Source organism: Pseudomonas sp. 910_23 (assembly GCF_052850795.1).
Genome location: NZ_VXCZ01000026.1, coordinates 40,163 through 56,777, shown reverse-complemented (window position 1 = coordinate 56,777; position 16,615 = coordinate 40,163). Strand labels below are relative to the sequence as shown.

The window sequence follows — 16,615 nt, the reverse complement described above, 5'->3', positions numbered from 1 at the left end:
TGCTTACTTATCAACTGTCATAGAGGCGAAATCATGAAGACAACCATCGAATTGCCTCTCCTGCCGTTGCGTGATGTCGTCGTCTATCCGCACATGGTTATCCCGCTGTTCGTGGGGCGCGAGAAGTCTATCGAAGCCCTCGAGGCTGCGATGACGGGCGACAAGCAGATCCTGCTGTTGGCCCAGAAGAATCCTGCTGATGATGATCCGGGTGAAGATGCCCTGTATCGCGTCGGCACCATTGCCACTGTGCTGCAATTGCTCAAGCTGCCTGATGGCACCGTCAAGGTGCTGGTGGAAGGCGAGCAGCGCGGTGCCGTAGAGCGTTTCATGGAAGTGGACGGGCACCTGCGCGCCGAAGTGGCACTGATCGAAGAAGTCGAAGCTGCAGAGCGCGAATCCGAAGTGTTTGTGCGCAGCCTGCTCTCGCAGTTCGAGCAGTATGTGCAGTTGGGCAAGAAAGTCCCCGCTGAAGTGCTGTCTTCCCTCAGCAGCATTGATGAACCAAGCCGCCTGGTTGATACCATGGCCGCGCACATGGCGCTGAAAATCGAGCAGAAGCAGGACATCCTCGAAATCATCGACCTGTCGGCCCGTGTCGAGCACGTGTTGGCGCTGCTGGACGGCGAAATCGACCTGTTGCAGGTAGAAAAACGCATCCGCGGTCGGGTGAAGAAGCAAATGGAGCGCAGCCAGCGCGAGTACTACCTGAATGAGCAGATGAAGGCCATTCAGAAGGAACTCGGCGACGGCGAGGAAGGCCACAACGAAATCGAAGAGCTGAAAAAGCGCATTGATGCCGCTGGCCTGCCCAAAGATGCCTTGACCAAGGCTACCGCAGAGCTGAACAAGCTCAAGCAGATGTCGCCAATGTCGGCCGAAGCCACGGTGGTGCGTTCCTACATCGATTGGCTGGTGCAGGTGCCGTGGAAGGCCCAGACCAAGGTGCGCCTGGATCTGGCTCGCGCCGAAGAAATCCTCGATGCCGACCATTATGGTCTTGAGGAAGTCAAAGAGCGCATCCTCGAATACCTTGCCGTGCAAAAGCGCGTGAAAAAGATTCGTGGTCCGGTGTTGTGCCTGGTCGGCCCTCCGGGTGTGGGTAAAACCTCCCTGGCCGAGTCGATTGCCAGTGCCACCAACCGCAAGTTTGTGCGCATGGCCCTGGGCGGTGTGCGTGACGAGGCGGAAATCCGTGGTCATCGCCGTACCTACATCGGTTCGATGCCAGGAAGATTGATTCAAAAGATGACAAAAGTGGGCGTGCGCAACCCGCTGTTCCTGCTCGATGAAATCGACAAAATGGGCAGCGATATGCGTGGCGATCCTGCCTCCGCGCTGCTTGAGGTGCTCGATCCGGAGCAGAATCACAACTTCAACGACCATTACCTGGAAGTCGACTACGACTTGTCTGACGTAATGTTCCTGTGCACCTCCAACTCCATGAACATTCCGCCAGCCTTGCTGGACCGGATGGAGGTGATTCGTCTGCCGGGTTACACCGAAGACGAGAAGATCAATATCGCCGTCAAATACCTCGCACCCAAGCAGATTTCGGCCAACGGCCTGAAGAAGGGCGAGATCGAGTTTGAGGTCGAGGCGATCCGCGACATCGTGCGTTACTACACCCGCGAGGCCGGTGTACGGGGCCTTGAGCGCCAGATCGCGAAGATCTGCCGCAAGGCGGTGAAAGAACACGCACTGGAAAAACGTTTCTCTGTGAAGGTAGTTGCCGACTCCCTGGAACACTTCCTGGGCGTGAAGAAATTCCGCTACGGCCTGGCCGAGCAGCAGGACCAGGTCGGGCAGGTGACTGGCCTGGCGTGGACTCAGGTGGGTGGCGAATTACTCACCATTGAAGCTGCGGTGATTCCCGGCAAAGGCCAGTTGATCAAGACCGGCTCCCTGGGTGACGTGATGGTCGAATCCATCACGGCCGCGCAGACCGTGGTGCGCAGTCGCGCCCGCAGCCTGGGCATCCCGCTGGACTTCCATGAGAAGCACGACACCCATATCCATATGCCGGAAGGGGCGACCCCGAAAGACGGCCCTAGCGCGGGCGTAGGCATGTGCACGGCCCTGGTGTCGGCATTGACTGGCATCCCTGTGCGCGCTGACGTCGCAATGACTGGGGAAATTACCCTGCGTGGTCAGGTATTGGCCATCGGTGGTCTGAAAGAGAAATTGCTGGCGGCTCACCGGGGCGGAATCAAGACGGTGATCATTCCGGAAGAGAATGTTCGCGACTTGAAGGAAATTCCTGACAACATCAAGCAGGATCTTCAGATTAAACCGGTTAAATGGATTGACGAGGTCCTGCAAATTGCGCTGCAATACGCGCCGGAACCCTTGCCGGATGTAGCTCCGGAGATAGTCGCGAAGGACGAAAAACGCGAGTCAGATTCCAAGGAAAGAATTAGCACGCATTAATGTGTTAAAGCCTGGGGGCTTCCTTGACAGCTTTTTAGAGCCCTTGTTATAAAGCGGCTCTTAAGTGTCTGTAGGCCACCCAGCACTGGTTTTTGCTTTTACCAAAAAACTTAGAATCATACTCAATAGATATATAAGGGGACTTAGAGTGAACAAGTCGGAACTGATTGATGCTATCGCCGCATCCGCTGATATCCCGAAAGCTGCTGCTGGCCGTGCGCTGGACGCAGTAATCGAATCCGTCACTGGCGCTCTGAAGGCCGGCGACTCCGTGGTACTGGTAGGCTTCGGTACTTTCTCTGTGACTGACCGCCCAGCTCGCACTGGCCGTAACCCACAGACTGGCAAAGCACTGCAAATCGCTGCTGCCAAGAAACCAGGTTTCAAAGCCGGTAAAGCCCTGAAAGAAGCCGTTAACTAAGCTTCGATCAAGCCTTTGCTTACCCGGGTCGGACGCACGTCCGACCTGGCAGCGGAGCGGTAGCGACCCACGTATCCAGCGGGTCGCCACGCCGGGGGTGAGAGTTCAAACCCCCGTCCGCTCCGCCAGTTACGAGAAGGCGCATCCTCGGATGCGCCTTTCTTCTATCCGGACTCTACCCACGCTCCACGGTTGCCTATTTTTGAAGTTCAACCGTTTCTGGGGGACGCATGCTGCAAAATATCAGGGACAATTCACAAGGCTGGATTGCCAAGACCATTATCGGGATCATCGTCGCATTGATGGCGTTCACCGGTATCGAAGCCATTTTCCAGGCTTCGGGTAATAACGCGCAGGACGTGGCCAAGGTCAACGGTGAACAGATCACCCAGACCGAACTGAGCCAGGCTGTCGACATGCAACGTCGCCAGCTGATGCAACAGCTGGGCAAGGATTTCGATGCTTCGCTGCTGGACGAAAAACTGCTGCGCGACGCGGCCCTCAAGGGCCTGGTCGACCGCAAGCTGCTGCTGCAAGGCGCTGCTGATGCCAAGTTCGGCTTTTCGGAAGCCGCTTTGGACCAGGTGATCCTGCAGACGCCGGAATTCCAGGTGGATGGCAAGTTCAATGCCGAACGTTTTGACCAGGTGATCCGTCAACTGGGCTATAGCCGTATGCAATTCCGTCAGATGCTGACCCAGGAAATGCTGATCGGCCAGGTTCGCGCAGGTATCGCCGGCAGCGGTTTCGTCACCGATGCCGAGGTGCTGGCGTTCGCCCGACTGGAAAAACAGACCCGCGATTTCGCCACCGTCAACATCAAGGCAGACCCGGCAGCGGTGAAGCTCACCGATGATGAGGTCAAGGCTTACTACGATCAGCACGCCAAAGAGTTCATGACCCCGGACCAGGTGGTCATCGACTATCTGGAGTTGAAGAAGTCCTCCTTCTTCGACCAGGTCACCGTCAAGGACGATGAACTGCAGGCTGCCTACGAGAAGGAAACCGCCAACCTCGCTGAACAGCGTCGTGCCGCGCACATCCTGATCGAAGTCAACGATAAGGTCACCGAGGCGCAAGCCAAGGCCAAGATCGAAGAAGTCCAGGCACGCCTGGCCAAGGGCGAGAAGTTCGAAGCCCTGGCCAAGGAGTTCTCCCAGGATCCAGGTTCGGCCAACAATGGCGGTGACCTGGGCTTTGCCGGCCCGGGCGTCTACGATCCGGACTTCGAAACGGCCCTGTACGGCTTGAAGCAAGACCAGGTATCGGCGCCGGTGCGCAGTGCCTTCGGTTGGCACTTGATCAAGTTGCTGGGCGTTGAAGCACCTGAGGTGCCATCGTTTGCCAGCCTGAAAGACAAGCTGACCCGCGAGCTCAAGACCCAACAGGTTGAACAGCGGTTTGTCGAAGCGACCAAGCAATTGGAAGATGCGGCATTCGAAGCGTCCGACCTGGCCCAGCCGGCATCTGACCTGAAGCTGACCGTCCACACCTCGGCGCCGTTTGGCCGTGAAGGTGGCGAAGGCGTTGCAGCCAACCGTGCCGTGGTGACTGCGGCATTCAGCCCGGAAGTGCTGGATGAAGGTGCCAACAGCAGCGCCATCGAGCTGGACCCGGAAACCATCATCGTGTTGCGTGCCAAAGAGCATCTCAAGCCGGCTCAACTGCCGCTTGAGAGCGTTGCTGCGGCGATTCGCACCCAGATGACCAAGGAGCGTGCGAGCGCTGCCGCCAAAGCCCATGCCGACGAGTTGATCGCCAGCCTGCGTGACGGCAAAACCGCGCTGGACCAGCCGATTGACGGTCAGGCCTGGAAGGTGACTGAAGCGGCGACCCGCGGTCAGGAATCCATCGACCCAGCCGTGCTGCAAGCCCTGTTCCGCATGCCCAAGCCTGCGGCCAAGGACAAGCCGACCTTCACCACGGTGACGCTGCGTGATGGCAGCCTGGTGATTGTGCGCTTGAACGGCGTCAACGAAGCGGCAGCCCCTACGGACGAAGAAAAGGCGCAATACCGCCGCTTCCTCGCTTCCCGTATCGGCCAGCAGGACTTCGCGGCGTTCCGCAAGCAGCTGGAAACCCAGGCAGACATCAAGAAGTACTGATGCCGGCTTGAATAAAAAAGACCCCGTCCTGAAAAGGCCGGGGTCTTTTTTTGCCTTTGATAAAGTGGGTGCTTAACTCGCCTTATGGGTGCTTGCCTGAAAACTTGAGCTTGCCCCAGGTCAGGCCGATCACCGCTGCCAGGGTCGAAGCGGCCAATACACTGAGCTTGGCGGCCGACAGCAAGGCAGGGTCCGAGAAGGCCAGGGAGGAGATAAAGATCGACATGGTGAACCCGATCCCGGCCAGCAGGCCAACCAGGCCGACTCCTGTCCAGGTCACACCGTCCGGCAGCTTGCAGATATTGAGCTTGACCAGCATCAGGCTCGCCAGCATCACGCCCAGGGGTTTGCCGAGTACCAGCGCAAAGATGACCCCCATGAACACCCCGTGAGCCATCGGATCATCCAGGTTGAAGCCTTCCAGGCTCACGCCGGCATTGGCCAAGGCGAAAAGCGGCATCACGCCGAATGCCACCCACGGATGCAGTGCCGATTGCACCCGTTGCACCGGCGGCAACATCTCCCGTTGGGCTTGGCGCAGTTGCTTGAGGGGCTGGGCGACCTGTTGGGGGCCTTCTGCCGAATGCGAGAAGCGCTCCATCAGCTCGTTGAACGTGCGTTCAATGGTCTCCAGCGGGCGCTCCGTGGTGGGCTTGGAGTTGACCGGCGTCATCAAGCCCAGGATCACCCCGGCGAGGGTCGGGTGCACGCCGGTCTTGAGCAGCCCGAACCATACAATCGCGCCAGGTAACAGATAGATCGCGGCCTTGCCGATGCCCATGCGTTGGAACACCAGCACCAGCGCCAGCCCGCCTGCGGCAATCACCAAGCCCATGTAATCGAGACTGGCAGTGAAGAAGATCGCGATGATCAGGATCGCCACGATGTCATCGATGATCGCCAGGGCCAGCAACAGGATACGCACGCCACTGGGAATCGACTTGCCCAGCAGCGCCAGCACGCCCACGGCAAAGGCGATGTCGGTCGCGGTGGGTACCGCCCAGCCACTGGCGGCGACGGTGCCGTGGTTGAGCAGGGTGTAGATGAGTGCAGGCATCAGCACACCGCCCAGCGCAGCGCCCAAGGGCAGCGTGGCCAGTTTCAGGTTGGCCAGGGCGCCATCTTTGATTTCCTGACGGATCTCGGCGCCGACTACCAGAAAGAAGATGGTCATCAGCCCGTCATTGACCAGAAAGTGCAGGGAGCGCGACACGCTGTAATCGCCAAGTCCCAGGGTAACAGGCGTATTCCAGAAGTGCTCGTAGGTCGCTGCGGCGGGGCTGTTGGCCCAGATCAGCGCCACGATCGCTGCCAACAGCAGGACGATACCGCTCACGGCTTCGATATGGGAAAAACGCTCAAGGGCAGACAGCGCGCCCTCAGTCAGGCGCTGAGGGCGGGGGATGGCAGGGTGTTTATCAGGCACGACAAATCTCCATTGGCGGCCCGACCAATGCTTGGCTTTTAACCTGCGCCGCGCCTTATGCAGCAACGCACCCAGAGGCGATGATAGGAAGTTGAGGAATAAGTTGTAAACAAACTTGTCATCGGCCGTGCCAGGCCTTGCCCGTCATTGCACCCAGCGCCAGCGCTATCAACCCCAGCACGGCCCATGGAAATGCGATGACGCCCCAGTGTTGGAGCATCAAGCCGCCAGCCAGCCCACCCCCGGCAATGCCAAGGTTCCACGCGGTGACCAGCATGGATTGCGCGGCATCGGCCGAGTTGCCGGCCGACTTGGCGAGTGCGGTTTGCAGCAGGGCCGGCAGGCCTCCGAAAGCCAGGCCCCAGGCCGCCACGCTGATGTAGATGCAGATCGCAGAGCTGGTCCAGAAACCCAGGAGCAGGGCAGCTGCGGCGAACGTCGCGCAACTGATGAGGGTCAGCAACCGCAGGTGTTGATCAATCCATATGCCCACCAACCAGATGCTTACCAACGCCATCAAGCCGAACACCAGTAATACCTGGTCGATCTCGCTGCCGATGCCGGCGGGCACCAGCAAGGGAGCGATGTAGGTGTAGAGGATGTTATGAGCCAACACATAGGTGAAGGTCACCCACAGCACTGGGCGGATTCCCGGCAGGGCCAGCACGCGATTCAGGCCCAGACGTTTGCTGGCTGCTTCGCCGGCAAAATCCGGCAATTGCCAGCGCGCCCACACCAGCAGTAACAAGGTCAGGCCGGTCATGATGGCAAAGCTGCTGCGCCAACCGACCAGCGTGCCAAGCAGGGTGCCAGCAGGTACGCCGAGGGACAAGGCCAGCGGCGCACCGAGCATGGCCACGGCGATCGCCCGGCCCTGCAGATGAGGGGCAACCATGCGGCTGGCGTAGCCTGCCAACAGCGCCCACAGCAGCCCGGCGAATACACCCGCAAAGAAGCGAGCGATCAAGGTCACGCCGTAGTGGCTGGAAAACGCGGTGACACTGTTGACCAGGGCAAAGCCGCCTATGGCGATCAACAGCAGAGGCCTGCGACGCCAGCCACGGGTCAGCAAGGTCAGCGGGATGGCCGCGAGCAATGAGCCCAGGGCGTAGAGCGTCACCAACTGCCCGACCAGCGCCTGTGACACTTCCAGCCCGGCGCTCATTTGCGGCAGCAGCCCGGCGGGCATGGCCTCGGTGAGGATGGTGATAAAGCCGGCCGAGGCCAGGGCCAGCAACCCTGCCAATGGCAAGGGTTCATGCACGGGCGCCGTAGCGGTCACTGAAGTGTTGTTCATGGGAGTCTCCTTGAAGGGGCAAGGAGGCAGGGTAGGGGGCTGCGATGCGCGGAAAAACAGGCTAAGGTGCCGAACTTATCGGACATTTTTGTCCGCAATCGACCAAGGCATCAGCATGGACAGTCTGAGCGGGCTCTCGGTATTCGTACAGGTCGCGCAAACCCGTAGCTTCACCACCGCCGGGCGGGTATTGGGCGTGTCATCCTCAGCGGTAGGCAAAAGCATCGCACGCATGGAGGAGCGGCTAGGCGTCAGGCTGTTTCATCGAAGTACCCGCAGTATCACCCTGACCAGTGAGGGTGCGCTGTTGCTGGAGCGCTCGCGGCGCATCCTGGCGGAAGTGGAAGCGGCTGAGCTGGAGTTGAGCGAGGCCAGTGCCACCCCGCGGGGCAAACTGCGTATCAGCGTGCCCCAAGTGCGCGGGTTGCTGATGCCGGTGATCAGTGGTTTTATGCGCGCCTATCCGGATATCGAGTTGGACGTGGATTTTTCCGACCGTATGGTGGATGTCATCGATGAAGGCTTCGACGCGGTGATCCGCACCGGCAAGCCGGAAGACTCGCGCTTGATGGCGCGCCATCTGGGGCATTACCAATTGGTACTTGTCGGTACGCCCGGCTATTTCGAGCAATACGGCACGCCACATCTGCCCCAGGACTTGAGTCATCACGCCTGCCTGCGGCATAAATTCTGCGCCTCCGGCAAACTCGAGTCCTGGCCGCTGCGACTGGTGCCGGGCGCGGTGGAGCCGAGCTTGCGTGCGCCGCTGGTCAGCAGCACCATTGAGTCTCTCAAGCATGTGGCCCAGGAAGGTCTCGGTATTGCGTGCCTGCCGGACTACATGGTCAACGAGGCGGTTGCGCAAGGGGCTTTGCAGCGCGTACTGGATGATCACCTCGAACACCGTGGCAGTTTCTGGTTGCTGTGGCCGGCCAGTCGCCATGCCTCGGCCAAACTGCGCGTGTTTATCGATCATATGTGTGCCGGGCTTTTTCCTACTGACGCGGCTTCACAAGGCTGAGATGTTTAACCGACAGGAATGCGCGCTTCAAGGCCGCGTTCTGTTGCACAATACCGTCCGGACCGTTTTCCACAGGATTTTCAATGTCGACATCATTTCACTTGCGTAGCCTCGGGTTGGCGCTGGTGCTGGCGGGCGCCGCGGGCTGCTCCTCACCCAAGACCGCTATCTATGAACATGAGAATTTCGACGATTCCGGTACGTTTTCCCGCGATTACCCGGTCAGCGATGTAGCGGCGTGTGAAGCGGCGCGTCGTGCCCTGCTGAGCCAGGGTTACATCATTACCAGCAGCGATCCAAAGCTGGTGGCGGGCAACAAGAGTTTTCAGCAGACCGGCGAGACCCATCTGCAGATCAGTTTCAACGTGGTGTGCGCTGCTGATGGCAAAGGCAGCAATCACTCGACGATGTTTGCCAACGCCTTGCAGGATCGCTATGCGCTGAAGAAGGTCAACAACTCCGCCAGCCTCGGCGTGGGTGTGTTGGGTTCGGTGTCGATGCCGATCGGCTCCACTGACGACTCGATGGTGAAAGTCGCGAGCGAGACCGTCTCGGCACCGAAGTTCTACGAGCGTTACTTTGCGCTGGTGGATGTGTTCCTGCCGCAAGAGGTCAAGCAGGCCGAGCATATACCCGAGCAGCCCAAGGCTGACCTGGGTGTGCCTGAACCCAAGGTCGCTCCGGTAGCCGCTCCAGTAGCCGAGAAGGTCGAGGCGCCGAAGGAGGCACCTGTAGCGCCTGCCGCTTCGCAACCCCTGGCACCGCCACCTGAGGCTGCGCCGATCGCACCGACCCCGGAACCTGTGCCTGCCTCGACGCCAGCAACCGAACCGGCGCCGACCAATCCCAACCTGCCTGCGCCGACTGAGGCAATACCGCCCCTGCCAGCGCCTGCGCAGTAACTCAGATGGCTACGGGATCGGCCTTGTCGACGTTGATCCCGTAGCGGCTGATGGCCAGGGCGACGTTGTCACGACCAATCACACCGTCATCAGCCAACGCCTTCAAGGCTGCTAAAGCGATAAAGTGCCGGTCTACCTCGAAGAACTCGCGCAATGTCTCGCGGGTGTCCGATTGCCCGAAACCGTCGGTACCCAGTGCGACAAAACGGCGGTTATGCACGAAGGGGCGAATCTGGTCGGCGAACAACTTCATGTAGTCCGTGGCCACCACCACAGCGCCGGTTCTCCCGGCAAGGCAGGTTTCGACATAGCTTTGGCGCGGCTCGCTTTGCGGGTGCAGGAGGTTCCAGCGCTCGGCGGCGTGCCCAGCACGGCGCAATTCGGTCAGGCTGGTGACGCTCCAGACATCGCTGTGCACGGCGAAATCCTTGGCGAGCAACTCGGCTGCGGCGATCACTTCGCGCAAGATTGAACCGCTGCCCATTAGCTGCACCTTTGCCTGCGGGTGGCTGCTCAGCGGATACATGCCCTTGAGAATGCCTTCTTCAACGCCTTCCGGCATCGCCGGGTGCGGATAGTTTTCGTTGAGCAGGGTGATGTAGTAGTAGATGTCCTCCTGTTCGACATACATGCGCCGCATACCCTCGCGAATAATCACCGCCAGTTCGTAGGCAAAAGTCGGGTCATAGGCCACGCAGCAGGGAATCACCGACGCCAGGATATGGCTGTGTCCGTCGTCGTGTTGCAAGCCTTCCCCCATCAGCGTGGTGCGTCCGGCCGTGGCGCCCAGCAGGAAGCCCCGCGCTCGCGCATCGCCCGCCGCCCAGGCCAGGTCGCCGACGCGCTGGAAGCCGAACATCGAGTAGAAAATATAGAACGGCACGGTCATCAGGCCATGGTTGCTATAGGACGTGCTTGCCGCAATCCAGGAAGAAATGGCGCCGGATTCATTCAGCCCTTCCTGCATGATCTGTCCGTCTTTGCTTTCTTTGTAGTAGCTCAATTGCCCGGCGTCCTGTGGGGTATAGAGCTGGCCGACGGCTGAGTGGATACCGATCTGGCGGAACAGGCTTTCCATGCCAAAGGTGCGCGACTCATCCGGCACAATAGGCACGATCAGCTTGCCCAAATGCGGGTCCTTGAGCAGCGTGCCGAGGATGCGCACAAAGGCCATGGTGGTGGAGATGGCGCGCTCACCGGTGTCTTTGAGTTGGGTGGCGAAGGCGCTCAGCTCGGGGATTTGCAGCGGCGCAACGCTCGTGTGGCGCGCTGGCACATAGCCTCCCAGCGCCTGCCGTCGTGCGGCAAAGTAGTGGGCCTCTTCGCTGTCGACGGCGGGTTTGAGGTAGGGGATTTCTTCGAGCCGGTCATCGTCGACCTCCAGGCCGAAGCGGTCGCGGAAAGCTTTTACCGCTTCGGCCCCCATCTTCTTCAGCTGATGGTTGATGTTTTGGCCTTCGCCAGCTTCACCCATGCCGAAGCCCTTGACCGTCTTGGCCAGTATCACCGTGGGCTGGCCCTTGTGGCGCACGGCGGCGGCGTAGGCGTTGTAGACCTTGTCCGGGTCATGCCCGCCCCGTGAGAGTTTCCAGATGTCGTCGTCGGACATGTCCGCAACCAGCGCCAGTAACTGCGGGTATTTGCCAAAGAAGTGTTCACGCACATAAGCGCCATTCTGGGATTTGTAATTCTGGTAGTCGCCGTCCACGCATTCCATCATGCGTTGGCGCAGTAGGCCGCTCTGGTCCTTTTCCAGCAGCGCGTCCCAGCCGCCGCCCCAGATCACCTTGATCACATTCCAGCCGGCGGCACGGTACAGGCTCTCGAACTCCTGGATCACCTTGGCATTGCCGCGCACCGGACCATCCAGGCGTTGCAGGTTGCAGTTGACCACGAAGATCAGGTTGTCGAGTTTTTCGCGGCCCGCCAGCGAGATGGCCGCCAGGGATTCGGGCTGGTCCATTTCGCCATCGCCGAGGAATGCCCAAACCTTGCGGCCCTGATGCTGCTTGAGGTCTCGAAACTCCAGGTACCGCATAAAACGCGCCTGGTACGCGGCGGTGATCGGCCCCAGGCCCATGGAGACCGTAGGGAATTGCCAGAAGTCCGGCATCAACCGTGGGTGAGGATAGGAAGACAAGCCCTCGCCACCGGCCTCGCGACGAAAGTTATCCAGCTGCGCTTCGCTGATACGGCCCTCCAGATAGGCACGGCCATAAATGCCTGGTGAGGAATGGCCCTGGATGTACACCAGGTCGCCGTCGAATGTGTCGGTTCGGCCACGGAAAAAATGATCGAAGCCTACGTCATACAGCACGGCGGCTGACGCATAGGTGGCGATATGCCCACCCACGCCTGAGTGTTTGCCTGCGCGCAATACCATCGCCATGGCATTCCAGCGGATGAACGCATTGGTGCGCCGCTCGATGGCCTGGTTACCGGGGTAGGGCAACTGGCGCTCAACCGGGATGGTATTGACGTAGGGGGTGGTCACCCGCCCGTAGAAGTCGCCATGCCGTGCAACGTCGAAATCCAGCAACTGATCGATCAGGTAATGAGCGCGGGGACGGCCCTCGGTGGACAGCACCGATTCGATGGAGTCCAGCCATTCGCGGGTTTCCTGCGGATCATCGTCGAGTCTTACTGGGTCATTCGGGGTCATGTGAGGCTCCAGGGTAGGCGGATTCAAGCAGCGAGCTCCTCGCGGGAGTGATGCAAAATGTAGTTGCAATTGCAACGACATGCCAGAATCTAGCGCGGGATGAGCTACTATTGCAACCTTCTTGAAATTCCCCGGATGGTGTTGCATGTCGTCGAAAGAGCCGGATGTATGGTTCCGTTTTGTCAGGGCTCACAGGACGGTCATCCGTGAAATCGAGCGGCGCCTGGCTGCGGCGGGCCTGCCGCCGTACGCCTGGTACGATGCGTTGTGGGGCCTGGAAAGCGGGCCCGGCGGCACCCGGCGTATGCACGAACTGGCCGATGTGCTGGCCATTGAGCGCTATAACCTCACGCGCCTGGTGGACCGCCTGGAAAAGGACGGCCTGGTAGTGCGTTCCCGCTCCGATGGCGACGGTCGTGCGGCGTTTGCCTCGATCACGGACACGGGTCGAGCGCTGCGCAAGAGCATGTGGAAAATCTACGAAAGCACCGTGGACGAGCTGTTCCTTTCACAAATCGAACCCGAGCAGCGCCAGGCATTTGCCGATGCCCTGGAGCGCACGGCGGGCTTGGCGATGGATGCGGGTGTGCAAGTGCGCAGCCGACGTAAATCGTAGGTTTGAAAACAGACTCAGTGCGGGGGGACCGTGCTTGCGCAATTGCATTCCCCCTCACTTCAGGTGATAGCGCTGCAGTGCGTTTTCCACCTGCTGCACCTCGGTACGCCCTTCATCGGCCAGCGCTCTTAACGCTGACGCCACAATCCAATAGCGGCTCGGCGCAGAGGCCTGCACCGAGCCTGCGCCCAAGGCGATAAATCGTGCATCTATATGCGCGGCTAATTGATCGACAATCACCTGCGGATAACCGGTGACGGCAATGACGGATGCGCTACTGCCTGCCAGGCAATCACGTAAATGGCAGCTGCGCCTGGGGGCCAAGGGGTGCAAGCGGTTCCAGCGCTCCGCGGTCGCCGCCTCACGGGCCAACCGTGTGTAGCTGGGGCTGCTCCACACCTGCGCGGTAATATTCCAGTCCTGTTCCAGCAACTCTGCGGCGTACATCACCTCTTCCAGCGCCCGGCCAGCCCCGAGCAGGCGCACATCTGCTGCTTGGCCACGCCGGATCGGATACATGCCTTTGTGGGCATCCTCTCGGTCCTGGGCAGACAATGTCGTGTGGGCATCCTGGTCATGCAGCGCCAGATAATAAAAACCTGGCTGGCCGTCGACGTACAGCGTGCGTAGTCCTGCCAGCACAATCGCTCGAGCTTCGTCTCCCGAGGCGGGATCGTAGGGTGTGCAGCGTGGATGAGCCGCCAGCCATACTGGCAATGACGGGTGCGTGCCCTTGGGCCACGGGGAAGGCTGGTTCTCGATGTCATTGCACAAGATGCCACGTTGGGCGGTCTGCTCCGACAGTGCGCACAACTGTGCAGACGACACTGCGCTGTGCAGATAGAGCAGGGGTTTTTCGCCGCGATTGCGCGCAAACCAGATAGGCCAGTTGCCCAGGCGGCGGCTGCATGACTGGCCACGGATCACCCAGGCGTGCCGGCTGGATTCCAGGGTATTGGCCATGCTCATCACCGTATACAGCGGCGAGTTGCCCGGGCAAACGGCGGTGTTGAGTGCATCGATGCAGCTCTGCGCAGAATGCGCGATAGAGGCAGGCATGGGTCCAAGCTCCTTCCAACGGATATTTGTACCCTACTGGAAATGTGATTGCATTTGCAATGATTGCAATCGCACTTCAAGTCATGGGATTAAATTATCCGGCGCCTGTCGCGTTTAACTTTTCAAGCGCAGGAATGTCACAACGTCGACATTTTTTCGTCATGACGGCACTTTAGGCTGGGTTCGCAGGTCATTTACCTGCCACCGCTTTCATTTGAAGAAGGAGTCCACCATGGACGATTACCAGGAAGAACTGCTGGAGTATCAGGCATTCGAGTTGGACCCGCTGGATCCGGTCGACGATGCCACCGAGCTGTAACGCTGACTTCAGGCGGAATGCCGCTGACTGCGGCGAAATTCCCCTGGGGTCTGGTTATTCCAGCGCCTGAAGGCCCGCTGGAAGGCTTGGGCTGAAGCAAAGCCAAGCAAGTAGGCGATCTCGCCAAATGCCAGCTCGGTATCGCGAATATAGGTCATGGCCAGGTCGCGGCGGGTGTCGTTGAGAATTGCGCGAAACTGTGTGCCTTCCTCGGCCAGTTTGCGCCGCAGTGTCCAGGTCGGCAGTTTCAAGCGTGCCGCCACCTCTTCCAGGTCGGGTTCCCGGCCGCCATTGAGCATCGGCCCGAGCAACCGCGTGATGCGCTCGCGCAGGCTGCGGGTGCGAGTCAGCTGCTCCAACTCCCTTTCACACAGCTGCAGCAGCAGGTGCCAGGTGCTTGGGCAGTGCTGTGGGTTGCGCAGCGCCAAGGTGGGTTGGCTCAGACGCAGTTGATTGGCATCGGCGCCGAAGTGCACCAGGCCGCTTCCCAGCCTGTTGTAGTGTTCGTGATAGTCCGGCGCGTCGAATTCGATTTCTATCCGTTGTGCCTGCACCGGCTGTTGCGCCAGGCTGGATAATTGTTGCAGCCAACCGGCGATGATCGAGTCCACCACAAAGCGGTTATAGGCGTTGTAGGGGCTGATGGAGTAGAACCGCAGCCAGGCGCCTTCGGCATCTTCATGAAAGCTCGATTGCCCGCGATAGTTGGAGCCGTACAGCGCTTCAAAGCGTGTGAGCGTGCGCGCCGCTTCGCGCACATTGGGGGCCTGGGCGGCGGTGACACCGGCCAGGCCGGCCTGGCTCAAGCGGCTGAGTTGGCCCATGCGCAGGCCCAGGCCCGGGTCGCCGGTCAGTTGGATGGCCGCGTGGCCCAGGCGCATATAGCGCGGGATCGACAGGCGTGCGCCGGCTTCAGCCAGGCGTGCAGGGTCCAGGCCGTATTGCAGCAACAGCGGTTGCGGGTCCAGGCCGTGGCTCTGGATGGCATCGGCCAGGGTGTGCACGAAGCCCACCGACAGATCCCCCAGGCGCACCGGCTTCAAGGGCTACAGCCAGATATTCAGCAGGCGCGCGCCACGGGCCTCGCCGTCGGCGAACACTTGCCCGTTGCTGCTCAGAAAACTCTGGCCGGCGCTGCCCAGGTCCCAGAACTGCCCACGTAAAAACACGCTCATGCCCGCCATGGCCTGGCTGACAGGCTGCTGGCTGATCAGCGTGAGGCGGCGCCAGGCGGCGCCTTCGCTGGTTTCTTCGGGTTTGAGGCTGACCTCGGAAGGCGTCGACACGCTCTTGAAGCCGCGCCATGGACGGTCCCAGGTATCGCGGCCAGTGACGAAGGCCGGTACTGCGATCAGTTGCGCACCTTGCTCGTTAAGCTTGCGATAGTTGTCCGGGTACCAGCTGTCGCTGCCGACCAGGGTGCCCAGGCGCCCGGCAGGCGTATCCACCACGCTGACGACATTCTCATCGCCTGGCTCGATAAAGCCACGTTCATCGTAGATCGGGTAGAGCTGGCGCTGCGGTTGGCCCAGTGGCAAACCGTCGGCGGCAAACACCACGCTGGCGTTGTACAGCGCGCCATGGCCGACTTCCAACTGCCCCTGAATCACGCTCGGGTTGGGCAGGGCGATGGAACCGGCCACCAGGGTTACGCCAAATTCTTTTGCCAGCCCGCCGAACACCACTTGATAGTCGCGCGCCATGGCAGGGGCCTTCATGCGCAGGTAGGCGTCATCCATGCGGTTGTCGCCGGTGGCGCTGATCCAGGCTTTCGCAAACTGCAGTGGGTTGCTGATCGACAGCCAGTTCATCGCATCCTTCAAATGCGTGGCCTGGTACAGCTCGTTTTTTTCGCCCTTGAGCATCAGCCAGGTGCCGATATGTTCGGGCAGCACCACGATGGTCTTGGCGTTGATCAGGCCTTGGTCGCGCGCTTTTTGCAGGTAGCTCGACAGCTTCAAATGCAGGCGTTCCAGGCTTTGGTAGTCGGCAGGGAACAGCTCTGGCTGAATGCCGAGCAGATTGCCACGGTCGGCTGGTTCGCCCTCATTGACGGCGAGGGTGATACGCAGGTCCGACAGGTAATGCGCCACGGGGCGCTCCTGGGTCCAGACCAGATACGCGGCGAGGGCGGCAACCAGGGCCATGGTGACGGTGAACGCTAGAAGTTTACGCATGGGGCAACAGACAACAGACCAGGTGCAGGGTTCGCGACTAGGGTAGGGCCCATGGCGCGGCTTGCCAAGGGGCGCTGTGCATTTGGATCAATAACTTGTCAGTTTCAGTCATTGAGCCGTGGTCCACCGCCTCTTAGTCTGTGGGACATAAACCGATGGCACACCGTTCGAGTGCGCCAC

The 16,615-nt window shown here is 60.3% G+C and carries 12 protein-coding genes; 6 read left to right on the top strand and 6 right to left on the bottom strand.

The annotated features are described in order from the left end of the window. Positions 1-33: 33 nt before the first annotated feature. The 3 genes from lon to FW800_RS25150 all read left to right on the top strand — a co-directional run bounded on the left by lon (position 34) and on the right by FW800_RS25150 (position 4,956). Entirely contained in the window at positions 34-2,430 is a 2,397-nt protein-coding gene (gene lon / locus FW800_RS25160; protein ID WP_032880520.1) for an endopeptidase La, read from the top strand. A 148-nt stretch (positions 2,431-2,578) separates the two neighbouring features. Beyond that, a complete protein-coding gene (locus FW800_RS25155) occupies positions 2,579-2,851 on the top strand; it encodes an HU family DNA-binding protein (RefSeq protein ID WP_003174819.1) in 273 nt (90 codons plus the stop codon). A 230-nt stretch (positions 2,852-3,081) separates the two neighbouring features. Further along, positions 3,082-4,956: a SurA N-terminal domain-containing protein gene (locus tag FW800_RS25150; RefSeq protein WP_446438688.1), complete on the top strand. Its 1,875-nt coding sequence runs from the start codon at positions 3,082-3,084 to the stop codon at positions 4,954-4,956. An 82-nt stretch (positions 4,957-5,038) separates the two neighbouring features. On the opposite strand, the gene nhaA is transcribed toward FW800_RS25150, so the two are convergent. Continuing rightward, positions 5,039-6,382 (bottom strand): Na+/H+ antiporter NhaA, encoded by a 1,344-nt coding sequence (gene nhaA, locus FW800_RS25145; RefSeq protein WP_446438687.1) that lies wholly within the window; start codon positions 6,380-6,382, stop codon positions 5,039-5,041. A gap of 118 nt (positions 6,383-6,500) precedes the next feature. Continuing rightward, positions 6,501-7,679 carry an MFS transporter gene (locus FW800_RS25140; RefSeq protein WP_446438686.1) on the bottom strand — a complete coding sequence of 393 codons (1,179 nt, stop codon included), beginning with the start codon at positions 7,677-7,679 and terminating at the stop codon, positions 6,501-6,503. Between the two features lie 115 nt (positions 7,680-7,794). On the opposite strand from FW800_RS25140, the gene FW800_RS25135 reads away from it, so the two are divergent. Further along, positions 7,795-8,700 (top strand): LysR family transcriptional regulator, encoded by a 906-nt coding sequence (locus FW800_RS25135; protein ID WP_446438685.1) that lies wholly within the window; start codon positions 7,795-7,797, stop codon positions 8,698-8,700. An 83-nt stretch (positions 8,701-8,783) separates the two neighbouring features. Continuing rightward, positions 8,784-9,602 (top strand): DUF2242 domain-containing protein, encoded by an 819-nt coding sequence (locus FW800_RS25130; protein WP_446438684.1) that lies wholly within the window; start codon positions 8,784-8,786, stop codon positions 9,600-9,602. Between the two features lies 1 nt (position 9,603). On the opposite strand, the gene aceE is transcribed toward FW800_RS25130, so the two are convergent. Then, the gene (aceE, locus tag FW800_RS25125) at positions 9,604-12,264 is read right to left on the bottom strand and encodes a pyruvate dehydrogenase (acetyl-transferring), homodimeric type (protein WP_446438683.1); all 2,661 of its coding nucleotides are present in this window, start codon (positions 12,262-12,264) and stop codon (positions 9,604-9,606) included. Positions 12,265-12,409: 145 nt separating this feature from the next. Between aceE and FW800_RS25120 the strand changes: the two genes are divergently transcribed. Continuing rightward, positions 12,410-12,880 (top strand): MarR family winged helix-turn-helix transcriptional regulator, encoded by a 471-nt coding sequence (locus FW800_RS25120; RefSeq protein ID WP_005789278.1) that lies wholly within the window; start codon positions 12,410-12,412, stop codon positions 12,878-12,880. Between the two features lie 54 nt (positions 12,881-12,934). Here FW800_RS25120 and FW800_RS25115 read toward each other — a convergent pair whose 3' ends face one another. The 3 genes from FW800_RS25115 to FW800_RS25105 all read right to left on the bottom strand — a co-directional run bounded on the left by FW800_RS25115 (position 12,935) and on the right by FW800_RS25105 (position 16,435). Further along, complete coding sequence (locus tag FW800_RS25115; protein WP_446438682.1) at positions 12,935-13,939, bottom strand: transketolase-like TK C-terminal-containing protein; 1,005 nt, start codon at positions 13,937-13,939, stop codon at positions 12,935-12,937. Positions 13,940-14,266: 327 nt separating this feature from the next. Continuing rightward, positions 14,267-15,301, bottom strand: a complete 1,035-nt coding sequence (locus FW800_RS25110; RefSeq protein ID WP_103734452.1) for an AraC family transcriptional regulator — start codon at positions 15,299-15,301, stop codon at positions 14,267-14,269. Positions 15,302-15,304: 3 nt separating this feature from the next. Further along, positions 15,305-16,435: a carbon-nitrogen hydrolase family protein gene (locus tag FW800_RS25105; protein ID WP_032880538.1), complete on the bottom strand. Its 1,131-nt coding sequence runs from the start codon at positions 16,433-16,435 to the stop codon at positions 15,305-15,307. Between the last annotated feature and the right edge of the window lie 180 nt (positions 16,436-16,615).

Bases quoted from the DNA above. Each gene is read 5' to 3' on its own strand.
- FW800_RS25140 (WP_446438686.1), bottom strand. From the start codon at position 7,679: ATGAACAACACTTCAGTGACCGCTACGGCGCCCGTGCATGAACCCTTG.
- FW800_RS25120 (WP_005789278.1), top strand. From the start codon at position 12,410: ATGTCGTCGAAAGAGCCGGATGTATGGTTCCGTTTTGTCAGGGCTCAC.
- FW800_RS25130 (WP_446438684.1), top strand. From the start codon at position 8,784: ATGTCGACATCATTTCACTTGCGTAGCCTCGGGTTGGCGCTGGTGCTG.
- FW800_RS25115 (WP_446438682.1), bottom strand. From the start codon at position 13,939: ATGCCTGCCTCTATCGCGCATTCTGCGCAGAGCTGCATCGATGCACTC.
- FW800_RS25135 (WP_446438685.1), top strand. From the start codon at position 7,795: ATGGACAGTCTGAGCGGGCTCTCGGTATTCGTACAGGTCGCGCAAACC.
- FW800_RS25150 (WP_446438688.1), top strand. From the start codon at position 3,082: ATGCTGCAAAATATCAGGGACAATTCACAAGGCTGGATTGCCAAGACC.
- FW800_RS25105 (WP_032880538.1), bottom strand. From the start codon at position 16,435: ATGCGTAAACTTCTAGCGTTCACCGTCACCATGGCCCTGGTTGCCGCC.
- lon (WP_032880520.1), top strand. From the start codon at position 34: ATGAAGACAACCATCGAATTGCCTCTCCTGCCGTTGCGTGATGTCGTC.
- aceE (WP_446438683.1), bottom strand. From the start codon at position 12,264: ATGACCCCGAATGACCCAGTAAGACTCGACGATGATCCGCAGGAAACC.